Genomic DNA, 12,339 nt, shown 5'->3' with positions numbered 1-12,339 from the left:
GGTCCATAACCCGATAATATAGGCGTGCAATTCCACTGGTTGTGAAAAAAGGAGTACAGCCTGGCTATGGTTTCGACATCAACACCGACCCCGCGCAGCGGCATTGGCTATTTTTCTCAGGGATGGAAGCTGGTCTCCCTGCATGGGATCCGCCGCTTTGTGATCTTACCTCTTCTGATCAACATTCTGCTGATGGGCGGCGCGTTCTGGTGGCTGTTTACCCGGCTGGAAAGCTGGGTGCCGGCCATCATGAGCCATGTGCCCGACTGGCTGCAGTGGCTGAGCTATTTGCTGTGGCCGATAGTGGTCATATCCGTCCTGCTGGTCTTCGGTTATTTCTTCTCGACCATCGCCAACTGGATCGCAGCGCCGTTTAACGGACTGCTGGCGGAGCAGCTCGAGGCCCGACTGACCGGCGCGACGCCGCCCGATACGGGTGTGCTTGGCATCATGAAAGATGTGCCGCGCATCATGAAACGCGAATGGCAGAAGTTTGCCTGGTACCTGCCGCGCGCCATTGTTCTGCTGATCCTCTACTTTATCCCCGGCATCGGCCAGACCGTTGCGCCGGTGCTGTGGTTCCTGTTTAGCGCCTGGATGCTGGCCATCCAGTATTGCGATTACCCGTTTGATAACCACAAAGTGCCGTTCAAAGAGATGCGCACGGCGCTGCGCTCCCAAAAGGTCATCAATATGCAGTTTGGTGCCCTCACCAGCCTGTTCACCATGATCCCTGTCCTTAACCTGTTCATTATGCCGGTTGCCGTCTGCGGCGCGACCGCGATGTGGGTAGATTGCTACCGTGCTAAGCACGCGTTATGGAAGTAATGCAAAACTGTGTAAATGGAGGGCGGCTTATGCCCTCCTTATTCCATACTGATAGCCATTATTTCCTTGCAGCATATAGATATGCGATTTCCTTACTTCCGCATACTTATCCAACGGGTATGCTGGGACGGTATCCCAATTTCATACAGTTAAGGACAGGCCATGAGTAAGATTTACGAAGACAACTCGCTGACTATCGGTCATACGCCACTGGTTCGACTGAACCGTATCGGTAATGGACGCATTCTGGCGAAGGTAGAATCACGTAACCCGAGCTTCAGCGTGAAATGCCGTATCGGTGCAAACATGATTTGGGATGCCGAAAAACGTGGCGTTCTGAAACCTGGCGTTGAGCTGGTAGAACCGACCAGCGGCAACACCGGTATTGCTCTGGCCTATGTTGCCGCGGCGCGTGGCTACAAATTAACGCTGACGATGCCAGAAACCATGAGCATTGAGCGTCGCAAGCTGCTGAAAGCGCTGGGCGCGAACCTGGTTCTGACCGAAGGCGCGAAAGGCATGAAAGGTGCCATTCAGAAAGCGGAAGAGATTGTCGCCAACGACCCGGCGAAATATCTGCTGCTGCAGCAGTTCAGCAACCCGGCTAACCCGGAAATCCACGAAAAAACCACCGGCCCGGAAATCTGGGAAGATACGGACGGTCAGGTTGACGTGTTTATCTCCGGCGTCGGCACCGGCGGGACGCTGACCGGCGTGAGCCGCTATATTAAAGGCACAAAAGGCAAAAAGGATTTAATCACCGTTGCCGTTGAGCCAACCGACTCCCCTGTCATCGCTCAGGCACTGGCGGGCGAAGAGATCAAACCGGGCCCGCACAAAATTCAGGGTATCGGCGCAGGCTTTATCCCGGGTAACCTGGATCTGAAGCTGATTGATAAAGTGGTCGCTATCACGAACGAAGAAGCGATCTCCACGGCGCGTCGTCTGATGGACGAAGAAGGTATTCTGGCCGGTATCTCTTCTGGTGCAGCGGTTGCCGCTGCGCTGAAACTCCAGGAAGACGAAACCTTTACCAATAAGAATATTGTGGTTATCCTACCGTCCTCGGGTGAGCGTTATTTAAGCACTGCACTGTTTGCCGATCTGTTCACAGAAAAAGAACTGCAACAGTAATGCCAGCATGTTAATAACGCGTAAAAAAGCACCCAAACGGGTGCTTTTTTGTGGCCTGCGTCAAACTTTTACTCCTCCTGGCATTGATTCACCCCGTCGGGTCTGGTATTTAACCTGACAATTATTTTGAAGCGCGAAATTAATCATTACAGGAAATACAGAAGCTGAATCGATTTTATGATTTGGTTCAAGTCTTGCTTTCACTGCATAATGTTTAATGACGAGCGAAACGTCAGCGCTAACAAGACAGGCTAAAGTTAAACCGCCAGGCTAGACTTTAGTTCCACAACACTAAACCTATAAGTTGGGGAAATACAATGTTCCAGCAAGAAGTTACCATTACCGCTCCGAACGGTCTGCACACCCGCCCTGCTGCTCAGTTTGTTAAAGAAGCTAAAGGCTTCACTTCTGAGATCACTGTGACCTCCAACGGCAAAAGCGCTAGCGCGAAAAGCCTGTTCAAGCTGCAGACTCTGGGCCTGACTCAGGGTACCGTCGTCACCATCTCCGCAGAAGGCGAAGACGAGCAGAAAGCAGTTGAGCATCTGGTAAAACTGATGGCTGAGCTCGAGTAAGTTACGGGTTCTTTTCAATATCAGTCACAAGTAAGGTAGGGTTATGATTTCAGGCATTTTAGCATCCCCGGGTATCGCTTTCGGCAAAGCACTTCTGCTGAAAGAAGACGAGATCGTCATCGACCGGAAAAAAATTTCTGCCGACAAGGTTGATCAGGAAGTTGAGCGTTTTCTGAGCGGTCGTGCCAAGGCATCAGCGCAACTGGAAGCCATCAAAACTAAAGCTGGCGAAACTTTCGGTGAAGAAAAAGAAGCCATCTTCGAAGGGCACATCATGCTGCTCGAAGATGAGGAGCTGGAGCAGGAAATCATAGCCCTGATTAAAGATAAGGGCATGACGGCCGACGCGGCTGCACATGAGATTATCGAAGGTCAGGCAACTGCCCTTGAAGAGCTGGATGATGAATACCTGAAAGAGCGTGCGGCTGACGTACGTGACATCGGTAAGCGCCTGCTGCGCAACATCCTGGGTCTGGCGATTATCGATCTGAGCGCAATTCAGGACGAAGTAATCCTGGTTGCCGCCGACCTGACTCCGTCTGAAACCGCACAGCTGAACCTGAACAAGGTGCTGGGTTTCATCACCGACGCCGGTGGCCGTACCTCCCACACCTCTATCATGGCGCGTTCTCTGGAACTGCCAGCCATCGTGGGTACCGGTAGCGTCACCGCTCAGGTGAAAAACGACGACTATCTGATTCTGGATGCCGTAAACAATCTGGTTTACGTCAACCCAACTAACGAAGAGATCGAACAGCTGCGTGCCGTTCAGGAGCAGGTTGCTTCTGAGAAAGCGGAACTGGCCAAACTGAAAGATCTGCCAGCCATTACGCTGGACGGTCATCAGGTGGAAGTTTGCGCGAACATCGGTACCGTCCGTGACGTTGACGGCGCTGAGCGCAACGGCGCGGAAGGCGTGGGTCTGTATCGTACTGAATTCCTGTTCATGGACCGTGATTCACTGCCAACTGAAGATGAGCAGTTCGCGGCGTACAAAGCGGTTGCTGAAGCCTGTGGCTCACAAGCGGTTATCGTACGTACCATGGACATCGGTGGCGACAAAGAGCTGCCGTACATGAACTTCCCGAAAGAAGAGAACCCGTTCCTGGGCTGGCGTGCAGTGCGTATCGCGATGGATCGTAAAGAGATCCTGTACGCTCAGGTACGTGCCATCCTGCGTGCTTCTGTATTCGGTAAATTACGCATCATGTTCCCAATGATCATCTCTGTAGAAGAAGTGCGCGCACTGAAAGCAGAGATCGAAATCATGAAGGCGCAGCTGCGTGAAGAAGGTAAAGCCTTTGATGAAACTATCGAAGTGGGCGTGATGGTGGAAACACCAGCAGCCGCGACGATTGCTCGTCATTTGGCCAAAGAAGTCGACTTCTTTAGTATCGGCACCAATGATTTAACGCAGTACACCCTGGCAGTTGACCGTGGTAATGATATGATTTCACATCTCTACCAGCCAATGTCACCGTCCGTACTCACGCTAATCAAGCAAGTTATTGATGCTTCTCATGCTGAAGGTAAATGGACAGGCATGTGTGGTGAGCTTGCAGGCGACGAACGTGCTACACTTCTGTTGCTGGGTATGGGTCTGGACGAATTCTCTATGAGCGCCATTTCCATCCCGCGCATTAAGAAGATTATCCGTAACACGAACTTCGAAGATGCGAAGGTGTTAGCAGAGCAGGCTCTTGCTCAACCGACAACGGACGAGTTAATGACGCTGGTTAACAAGTTCATTGAAGAAAAAACAATCTGCTAATCCACGAGATGCGGCCCAAATTACTGCTTAGGAGAAGATCATGGGTTTGTTCGATAAACTGAAATCTCTGGTTTCTGATGATAAGAAAGACACCGGAACTATTGAGATTATTGCTCCGTTGTCTGGCGAAATCGTCAATATCGAAGACGTGCCGGATGTAGTTTTTGCCGAAAAAATCGTTGGTGATGGTATTGCTATCAAACCAACTGGTAACAAAATGGTTGCGCCAGTTGACGGCACCATCGGTAAAATTTTTGAAACCAACCATGCGTTCTCTATCGAATCTGATAGCGGTATCGAACTGTTTGTACACTTCGGTATCGACACCGTTGAGCTGAAAGGCGAAGGCTTCAAGCGTATCGCTGAAGAAGGCCAGCGTGTGAAAGTCGGCGACCCGGTGATCGAATTCGATCTGGCGCTGCTGGAAGAGAAAGCCAAGTCTACCCTGACTCCGGTTGTTATCTCCAACATGGACGAAATCAAAGAACTGATCAAACTGTCTGGCAGCGTTACCGTGGGCGAGACCCCGGTCATCCGCATCAAGAAGTAATTCTTGCCGCACAGAAAAATGGCGCCTTCGGGCGCCATTTTTGTTTATGCGGGGAGAATGAGCTCATCAAAGCCTTTTTCCTGGGTGTACTTCATCACCTCTGTCACCCTATCGCCTGCACGGCGAATCGCGTCAGCCACATCCCTGCCCTGCACAATGCCGCTTACTAGCTCTGAACAGAAGAGGTCACCCGTCCCTTTCAGGTCAGTCGCGACGCGCGGATGGTCCGTTACCGTCACCCCCTCTTTCGTCACCAGTACCACGTGGATGTTCTCAGGATCAGACTCCACCGGCGCGCTGGTGATCGCTACCCATTTCAGGGTGTCGGACAGCAGACTTTGGGCCGCAGAAATGGCGCTCTCCGGCGTGCTACAAGGCTGGCCGCTCAGCACTTCCAGCTCGAAGACGTTCGGCGTAATCCCCTGCGCCAGCGGCAGCAAATGCGTGCGATAGGCTTCCGGAATTTCGGGCTTCACGTAGATCCCGCTGTCGATATCCCCGATCACCGGGTCGACCAGCACCAGCAAATCAGGGTGCTTTGCTTTGATGGCGATAAGCCACTCGGCGAGGATCGCAATCTGGCTGGCGCTGCCCATATAGCCCGTGGTCACCGCTTTCAGTTCGCGTAACACATCGCGCTCTTCGAGGGCTTTCAGGTAGCCGCTGAACCAGTCGTCGGGGATCACGCCGCCGTAGAAGGTGTCGTAATGCGGGGTATTGCTGAACAGCACCGTCGGGACCGCCGTGACGGTCAACTGATGTTGTCTGATGTTCGGCACCGCAATGCTGTTGCCCACGCTGCCGTAAACCACCTGCGACTGCACAGCCACGATATCCGTCTGCTGCGCACGGGTTTTATCCCGAAATAAAATCATCTCCATGACGCTTAAATCCCCGCCCCCTGCGAATAACTCTCTTCACCAAAGACACCGGTAGACAGATAACGGTCGCCGCGATCGCAAATAATCGCCACCACCACTGCACCCGGATTAGCCTGCGCCACGCGCAATGCCCCGGCTACCGCGCCACCCGAACTGACGCCGCAGAAGATGCCTTCGCGCACTGCCAGTTCACGCATGGTATTTTCCGCTTCGCGCTGATGAATATCCAGCACCTGGTCCACAAGCTGGGCATTAAAAATGCCCGGCATGTACTCCGCCGGCCAGCGGCGAATGCCCGGAATGCTGCTCCCCTCTTCCGGTTGCAGACCGACAATCGTCACTGCACTGTCCTGCTCACGCAGAAAACGCGAGACACCGGTAATGGTGCCGGTGGTCCCCATGCTGGAGACGAAATGGCTGATGCGCCCGTCGGTCTGACGCCAGATTTCCGGGCCCGTCGTGGTGTAGTGCGCGTAGGGGTTATCGGGATTGTTAAATTGATCCAGCAGTTTCCCTTCGCCACGCTGGGCCATGTCGAGGGCCAGATCGCGCGCCCCTTCCATCCCCTGCTCTTTAGTGACGAGGATCAGTTCTGCGCCATAGGCACGCATGGCGGCACGGCGCTCCTGACTCATGTTGTCCGGCATCAGCAATTTCATGCGATAGCCTTTTAACGCCGCAATCATCGCCAGCGCAATGCCAGTGTTGCCGCTGGTCGCTTCGATCAGCACGTCGCCGGGCTGTATCTCCCCGCGCTTTTCCGCCTCAACTATCATCGACAATGCCGCCCTGTCTTTGACAGAACCGGCGGGGTTATTGCCTTCCAGTTTGACCCAGATTTCGCTGCCATTGTTGGGATGCATGCGCTGTAGTTTGACCAGAGGGGTGTTGCCGATGGTGTGTTCTAATGTGTTCACGAATTCTGTCCAATAAAAAGCCCGGTGGCGCTTCGCTTACCGGGCCTACAGGGATCGCTTTGTAGGCCGGGTAAGCGCAGCGCCACCCGGCAAATACCACGTCTAATTAACCTATCAGGCCGACTCCGCCAGAGCAAGACTCTCGCGCGACTCGATGCGCTCGGTGCCGTGATAGATACGGGCATGCTGCAAACCGACAAACAGGCGATCGCCGCGGGACGGCGCCTCTTCATCGCGCATCACCACCGTCAGCGGCTCGGTGTACCAGCCCAGGGGTTGCACCACCAGTTGGGTGTAGTGACCTTTAGGACTCGCCTCCAGCACCTGGACCGGCAGCGGAGAATCGAGGCTGGTTCGACGGCTGACGTCCACTTCCCACGGACGCAGGAAAAGATCGACCGGTCCCTGATGGGCAGGCGTGTAGCCCAGCGGCCAACGGTGCGCACCGACGTGGAACTGTCCGCCGCGAATATTGCCCTGCATGCGGTTCACTTCGCCCATAAACTCCAGCACGAAGCGGGTTGCAGGCTCGCGCCACAGCTGTTCCGGCTCATCAACCTGTTCGATATTCCCCTGGCTCATCACCACCACGCGGTCGGCCACTTCCATCGCCTCTTCCTGATCGTGAGTCACGAAGACGCTGGTGAATTTCAGCTCCTCATGGAGCTGACGCAGCCAGCGACGCAGCTCTTTACGCACCTGGGCGTCCAGCGCGCCAAAAGGTTCATCGAGCAGCAGGATTTGCGGCTCCACCGCCAGGGCGCGAGCCAGCGCCACGCGCTGCTTCTGTCCACCGGAAAGCTGCGCCGGGTAACGGTCGGCGAGATGGGCCAGCTGCACCATCTCCAGCAGTTTGGTCACTTTCGCTTTGATGGTCGCGGCATTCGGGCGCTCGCGACGCGGCAGCACGGTCAGGCCAAAGGCGATGTTGTCGAACACCGTCATGTGGCGGAAAAGAGCGTAGTGCTGGAACACAAAACCGACTTTACGATCGCGGGCATGCAGACGGCTGACATCGGTTCCGTGGAAGCGAATGTGCCCGCTGGTCTGATGCTCAAGCCCGGCAATAATACGCAGAAGCGTGGTTTTACCGGAGCCGGATGGGCCAAGCAGCGCCACCATCTGGCCGGATGGGATATCCAGTGAGATATCGTTCAGCACCTGGGTGCGACCAAAAGACTTCTTAATATTGGCAATCTCAATGCTCATGATTTCCCTCCTGCTGCAGGCGTTTTTCCTGATTCTCTAAACGCCACTGCACCACACTCTTTAAAAACAAGGTCAAAATAGCCATCAGCGTCAGCAGGGCTGCGGCGGTAAAGGAACCGACGGTGTTATAGTCCTGCTCCAGCAATTCAATCTGTAATGGCAGTGACAGGGTTTCACCGCGAATCGAGCCAGAAACCACCGACACCGCGCCAAACTCACCGATCGCGCGGGCGTTGGTCAGCACCACGCCGTACAGCAGCGCCCAGCGAATGTTCGGCAGCGTCACACGCTTAAACATCTGCCAGCCGGATGCGCCCAGCAGGATCGCCGCTTCGTCTTCATGGCTGCCCTGGCTCAACATCACCGGCACCAGCTCACGCACCACAAACGGACAGGTCACGAATATCGTCACCAGCACCATGCCCGGCCAGGCGAACATGATTTGCAGGTTGTGCTCATCCAGCCAGCCGCCGAGCGGGCCATTCGAGCCGTAAAACAGCAGATAAATCAGACCAGCGACCACCGGCGAGACGGCAAACGGGATATCCAGCAGGGTCAGCAACAGCTGACGCCCCGGGAAGTCAAAGCGCGTCACCAGCCACGCCAGCAAAATCCCGAACACCAGATTCACCGGCACGGAAATCAGGGCGATCATCACCGTAAGCCAGATGGCGTGCAGCATGTCCGGGTCCGCCAGGTTTTGCAGCGCGGGCATAATCCCCTTGCTGAACGCCTGCACGAAGATGTAGACCATCGGCACAACGAGAATAAAGACTGACACCAGCACGCCGGTGCTAATCAGAAACCATTTTCCCCAGTTGATGCGGGGGGCGTCGTAGCGCTTCAATTGAGTAACTTCCGCCATCAGTGACCTACCACACGTCGACCAAAGCGACTTTGCAGAGTGTTAATCGAGAACAGCAGCAGCAGCGACGCGGCCAGGATCACCGAGGCAATCGCACTCGCCGCCGGATAGTCAAACTCCTGCAAGCGCACAAAAATCATCAGCGAGGTGACTTCGGTTTTCCACGCGATGTTCCCGGCGATAAAAATCACCGCGCCAAACTCGCCAAGGCTGCGGGTAAACGACAGCGCCACACCGGCCAGCAGCGCCGGAGAGAGTTCCGGTAATACCACTTTGCAGAAGCTCTGAATGCGCGTCGCGCCGAGGGTTTCCGCCGCCTCTTCGTATTCCGGCCCTAACTCTTCGAGAACGGGCTGCACGGTACGCACCACAAACGGGATGCTGGTAAAGGCCATCGCCACGGCGATCCCAAGCCAGGTGTATGTCACTTTGATGTCAAACTGCGCCAGCCACTGACCGTAAAACCCGTTTACCGAGAACAGGGACGCCAGGGTCAAACCGGCAACCGCCGTCGGCAGCGCGAATGGCAGATCCATCAGGGCGTCCAGCAGCGTACGGCCCGGAAAACGATAGCGGGTTAAGATCCACGCCATCAGCAGGCCAAACACGCCGTTGAAAATCGACGCCACAAACGCCGACAGCAGCGTGACTTTATAGGCCGCCACCACCTGCGGGTTGGTGATCACTTCCCAGTACTGCGCCCAGCTCATCTCAGAAAGCTGCATCACCAGCGCGCTTAACGGCAACAGCAAAATCAGACAGACGAACAGCAGGCTGGTCCCGAGGCTTAAGGTAAAGCCGGGCAGCACGTGTCTGGAGGAAACTGCAAACATTACTTACGCCCCGCCGCCAACAGTTTGTCCAGCTCACCGCCGGTGGTGAAGTGGGTTTTCATCACCTCAGGCCAGGAGCCAAACTGATCTTCCACGCGGAACAGCTCGGTCTGCGGGAATTTGTCTTTGAGCTTGTTCATCACGTCCGGGTTCGCCACGCGATAGTAATAGTCGGTGATAATGGCCTGCGCCTGCGGGCTGTAGAGATAGTTCAGGTACTCCTTCGCCGCTTTCTCGGTGCCGTTGGCTTTGACGTTTTTATCGACCCACGCCACCGGGAACTCGGCAAAGATGTTGACCTTCGGCACTACCACTTCGAAGCCCTGCGCTTCGTACTGTTTACGGATGTTGTTCACTTCCGATTCGAAGCTGATCAGCACGTCGCCCAGACCGCGTTCCACGAAGGTGGTGGTCGCCCCGCGACCGCCGGTATCGAACACTTCAACGTTTCTCAGGAACTGAGTCATGAACTGCTCGGTTTTGGCTTTATCGCCGCCGTCCGCTTTATCGGCTGCGCCCCAGGCGGCGAGATAGGTATAGCGCGCGTTACCGGAGGTTTTTGGATTCGGGAAGATCAGCTTCACGTCAGAGCGCACCAGATCGTTCCAGTCGTGGATATTCTTCGGGTTGCCCTTGCGCACCAGGAACGCCATGGTGGAGTAGAACGGCGAGCTGTTGTTCGGCAGACGGCTCTGCCAGTCCGCCGGGATCAGGTTGCCTTTGTCATGCAAAATTTGCACGTCGGTAATCTGGTTGTAGGTCACCACATCGGCTTTCAGCCCCTGCAAAATCGCCAGCGCCTGCTTTGAGGAGCCCGCGTGAGATTGCTTGATGGTCAGCTTGTCGCCGTTGTTCTCTTTCGCCCACTGCTGTTCAAACGGTGGATTCAGGGCGGCAAACAGTTCGCGGGAGACATCATAGGAACTGTTGAGCAGCTCAGTCGCCTGCGCCTGCGCGACCAACAGCATGGAAGCTGCCAGCGCCAGATATCCTTTTTTCAGTACAGTAACGGCCATTGCGCACCCTTATAAATGTGATGACTAACTTATTGCCATAATATTTATAACGGGTACGAAAGGAGTAACGGTTTTATATACCGTTTGGTGATTTAGCAGCAGAAAAGGGAATAAGGATGAGGAGCGTTATTGCCGGGTGGCGCTTACGATTACCCGGCCTACAAAATTAAAGAGCCATTAGACGCTCAACGGACGGCGCGAAGTAGTAGCCGCCGGTCACCGGTTTGGTGAAGCGCAGCATGGCGTCGCGCTTGCCGTCGGTGTCACCAAACATGCTCAGCAGCTGCTGTTCGATGTTGTACAGACGCGCGCAGTAGGCGCAGAAGTACAGGCCGTGGGTGCCGCTCGCCGTGCCGTACGGCAGGCTCTGGCGGACAATCTTCAGTCCTTTGCCGTCTTCTTTCAGATCCACGCGGGTCAGGTGAGAGGTCACCGGGCGGTCGTCACCGTCGATCTCTTCGTTGGCTTCTTTGGTGCGACCGATCATCATCTCCTGATCGCGCACGCTCATGCGGTTCAGCTGCTTGAGGTTGTGCTCCCAGCGCTGAACGAACACGTAGCTGCCGCCCGCATCCACGCCGTTTTTGATCACCGCCACATCGCGACGTGTCTCTTCGCCCGCCGGGTTTTCGGTGCCATCGACGAAGCCGCTCAGATCGCGCTCTTCCACCCAGCGGAAACCGTGCACCTCTTCCTGGACCTCGATGCTGTCACCGAAGGCTTCCATCGCCGCCTGGGCGACGGAGAAGTTCACGTCATGACGCAGGGAAAGGATATGGATCAGCACGTCGTACTGCGTCGCAGGCGCCAGGCCTTTACCGTAAGGGGTAAAGTCTTTCAGCTCAATAGCGCCTTCGCCGCCGCTCAGCTGACGCCAGACGTTGTTGCCAAACGCCACCACCGCGCCGAGATGCGCGTCCGGGAATTTGGCCTCGAAGGTCGCCAGTTTATCGATAAATACTTTGCTGGCCGCACGCAGGGCATCCACATCCCCTTTCACATTGGCTTCAATCCAAATCGCCGCGCGGCAATGTTCTGGCAAAATGCCACTCTGAACCTGAGACATCGCTCCTCCTGAAAAAAAGATGCCACGATATCGTGGCATTGATGGCGGGTATTATACCTGGATTTCAGCGAGGCGGTTTGTTCAGGCGCAAATTACTGCTTCCAGATAATCTTGCTTACTTTCCAGTTTTTGAGAGTGTCATCCGCAGGCATCAGCCCTTCCGGGCCGCTCCACTCACCGGTGAAGAGATAGCTAATATGCTGGCTGTCTTTGGCCTTACACTCGACGGCCACTTTCTCATCCGCCACCGCGCTCTCGCAGTTGCCGAACGCTTTCTGATACAGGTCGCTAAACGGCGTTCCCACTTTGACGCCAGTGTCGGTTTCCACATCGCGGTCCAGCACCTCAATGCGGTTCACGGTGCCCTTATCGCCGTTGATGATCAGCGCCAGCTTGTCGTCTTTCAGCGCTTCGAAGTAGTGCACGATGGTGCCATTCTCGGTTTTCATGCCGCTGCGCAGGCGGTAGTCGCTGCTGAGTTCTGACTGGATGGCGTCCTGGTCCAGCGCGGTGGTTGCGTTAATGTTCCCGACGCCCTTCTCGGTCACTTCGAATGAGGATCCAAACCAGTTCCACGGATAGGCCGCCGACCAGTTGATGGAGGAGATTGACGAGAGCGTTGAACACCCGGTTAACACCAGCGGCAAAGCGCATAAAACTAAACGCAGCGATTTCATTGAAACGTCCTTTCTTG

At 55.3% G+C, this 12,339-nt stretch carries 13 protein-coding genes; 5 read left to right on the top strand and 8 right to left on the bottom strand.

Annotation, left to right across the window (positions count from 1 at the left end; all coding sequences use genetic code 11):
- Positions 1-66 precede the first annotated feature (66 nt).
- The 5 genes from cysZ to crr all read left to right on the top strand — a co-directional run bounded on the left by cysZ (position 67) and on the right by crr (position 4,858).
- On the top strand, positions 67-828 hold the full coding sequence (cysZ, locus tag AC3WS9_RS06565) for a sulfate transporter CysZ (protein ID WP_492487419.1): 762 nt from the start codon (positions 67-69) through the stop codon (positions 826-828).
- 162 nt (positions 829-990) lie between these two features.
- Complete coding sequence (cysK, locus tag AC3WS9_RS06560; RefSeq protein ID WP_492487417.1) at positions 991-1,962, top strand: cysteine synthase A; 972 nt, start codon at positions 991-993, stop codon at positions 1,960-1,962.
- 317 nt (positions 1,963-2,279) lie between these two features.
- Complete coding sequence (gene ptsH, locus AC3WS9_RS06555) at positions 2,280-2,537, top strand: phosphocarrier protein Hpr (protein ID WP_000487600.1); 258 nt, start codon at positions 2,280-2,282, stop codon at positions 2,535-2,537.
- Between the two features lie 43 nt (positions 2,538-2,580).
- Positions 2,581-4,308 carry a phosphoenolpyruvate-protein phosphotransferase PtsI gene (ptsI, locus tag AC3WS9_RS06550; protein WP_282495464.1) on the top strand — a complete coding sequence of 576 codons (1,728 nt, stop codon included), beginning with the start codon at positions 2,581-2,583 and terminating at the stop codon, positions 4,306-4,308.
- Positions 4,309-4,348: 40 nt separating this feature from the next.
- Positions 4,349-4,858: a PTS glucose transporter subunit IIA gene (gene crr / locus AC3WS9_RS06545; protein ID WP_049841435.1), complete on the top strand. Its 510-nt coding sequence runs from the start codon at positions 4,349-4,351 to the stop codon at positions 4,856-4,858.
- Between the two features lie 44 nt (positions 4,859-4,902).
- Here crr and pdxK read toward each other — a convergent pair whose 3' ends face one another.
- The 8 genes from pdxK to AC3WS9_RS06505 form a co-directional block, all read right to left on the bottom strand.
- Positions 4,903-5,739 carry a pyridoxine/pyridoxal/pyridoxamine kinase gene (gene pdxK, locus AC3WS9_RS06540; protein WP_492487398.1) on the bottom strand — a complete coding sequence of 279 codons (837 nt, stop codon included), beginning with the start codon at positions 5,737-5,739 and terminating at the stop codon, positions 4,903-4,905.
- Positions 5,740-5,744: 5 nt separating this feature from the next.
- A complete protein-coding gene (gene cysM, locus AC3WS9_RS06535) occupies positions 5,745-6,656 on the bottom strand; it encodes a cysteine synthase CysM (protein ID WP_282495466.1) in 912 nt (303 codons plus the stop codon).
- Between the two features lie 114 nt (positions 6,657-6,770).
- Positions 6,771-7,865 carry a sulfate/thiosulfate ABC transporter ATP-binding protein CysA gene (gene cysA, locus AC3WS9_RS06530; protein ID WP_282495467.1) on the bottom strand — a complete coding sequence of 365 codons (1,095 nt, stop codon included), beginning with the start codon at positions 7,863-7,865 and terminating at the stop codon, positions 6,771-6,773.
- Positions 7,855-8,730: a sulfate/thiosulfate ABC transporter permease CysW gene (cysW, locus tag AC3WS9_RS06525; protein WP_492487395.1), complete on the bottom strand. Its 876-nt coding sequence runs from the start codon at positions 8,728-8,730 to the stop codon at positions 7,855-7,857. The genes cysA and cysW overlap by 11 nt, the downstream gene beginning before the upstream one ends.
- Entirely contained in the window at positions 8,730-9,563 is an 834-nt protein-coding gene (cysT, locus tag AC3WS9_RS06520) for a sulfate/thiosulfate ABC transporter permease CysT (RefSeq protein WP_492487393.1), read from the bottom strand. The genes cysW and cysT overlap by 1 nt, the downstream gene beginning before the upstream one ends.
- Positions 9,563-10,579: a sulfate ABC transporter substrate-binding protein gene (locus AC3WS9_RS06515; RefSeq protein ID WP_492487391.1), complete on the bottom strand. Its 1,017-nt coding sequence runs from the start codon at positions 10,577-10,579 to the stop codon at positions 9,563-9,565. The genes cysT and AC3WS9_RS06515 overlap by 1 nt, the downstream gene beginning before the upstream one ends.
- A 166-nt stretch (positions 10,580-10,745) precedes the next feature.
- A complete protein-coding gene (locus AC3WS9_RS06510) occupies positions 10,746-11,645 on the bottom strand; it encodes a Dyp-type peroxidase (RefSeq protein ID WP_492487389.1) in 900 nt (299 codons plus the stop codon).
- Positions 11,646-11,737: 92 nt separating this feature from the next.
- Positions 11,738-12,322 (bottom strand): RpoE-regulated lipoprotein, encoded by a 585-nt coding sequence (locus AC3WS9_RS06505; RefSeq protein ID WP_285146830.1) that lies wholly within the window; start codon positions 12,320-12,322, stop codon positions 11,738-11,740.
- Positions 12,323-12,339 lie beyond the last annotated feature (17 nt).

This window comes from Lelliottia sp. EB106-05-01-XG201 (assembly GCF_058791735.1).
This window is presented reverse-complemented; position numbering and strand designations above follow the sequence as displayed.

Bases quoted from the DNA above. Each gene is read 5' to 3' on its own strand.
- cysZ (WP_492487419.1), top strand. From the start codon at position 67: ATGGTTTCGACATCAACACCGACCCCGCGCAGCGGCATTGGCTATTTT.
- cysK (WP_492487417.1), top strand. From the start codon at position 991: ATGAGTAAGATTTACGAAGACAACTCGCTGACTATCGGTCATACGCCA.
- ptsH (WP_000487600.1), top strand. From the start codon at position 2,280: ATGTTCCAGCAAGAAGTTACCATTACCGCTCCGAACGGTCTGCACACC.
- ptsI (WP_282495464.1), top strand. From the start codon at position 2,581: ATGATTTCAGGCATTTTAGCATCCCCGGGTATCGCTTTCGGCAAAGCA.
- crr (WP_049841435.1), top strand. From the start codon at position 4,349: ATGGGTTTGTTCGATAAACTGAAATCTCTGGTTTCTGATGATAAGAAA.
- pdxK (WP_492487398.1), bottom strand. From the start codon at position 5,739: ATGGAGATGATTTTATTTCGGGATAAAACCCGTGCGCAGCAGACGGAT.
- cysA (WP_282495467.1), bottom strand. From the start codon at position 7,865: ATGAGCATTGAGATTGCCAATATTAAGAAGTCTTTTGGTCGCACCCAG.
- cysW (WP_492487395.1), bottom strand. From the start codon at position 8,730: ATGGCGGAAGTTACTCAATTGAAGCGCTACGACGCCCCCCGCATCAAC.
- cysT (WP_492487393.1), bottom strand. From the start codon at position 9,563: ATGTTTGCAGTTTCCTCCAGACACGTGCTGCCCGGCTTTACCTTAAGC.
- AC3WS9_RS06515 (WP_492487391.1), bottom strand. From the start codon at position 10,579: ATGGCCGTTACTGTACTGAAAAAAGGATATCTGGCGCTGGCAGCTTCC.
- AC3WS9_RS06510 (WP_492487389.1), bottom strand. From the start codon at position 11,645: ATGTCTCAGGTTCAGAGTGGCATTTTGCCAGAACATTGCCGCGCGGCG.
- AC3WS9_RS06505 (WP_285146830.1), bottom strand. From the start codon at position 12,322: ATGAAATCGCTGCGTTTAGTTTTATGCGCTTTGCCGCTGGTGTTAACC.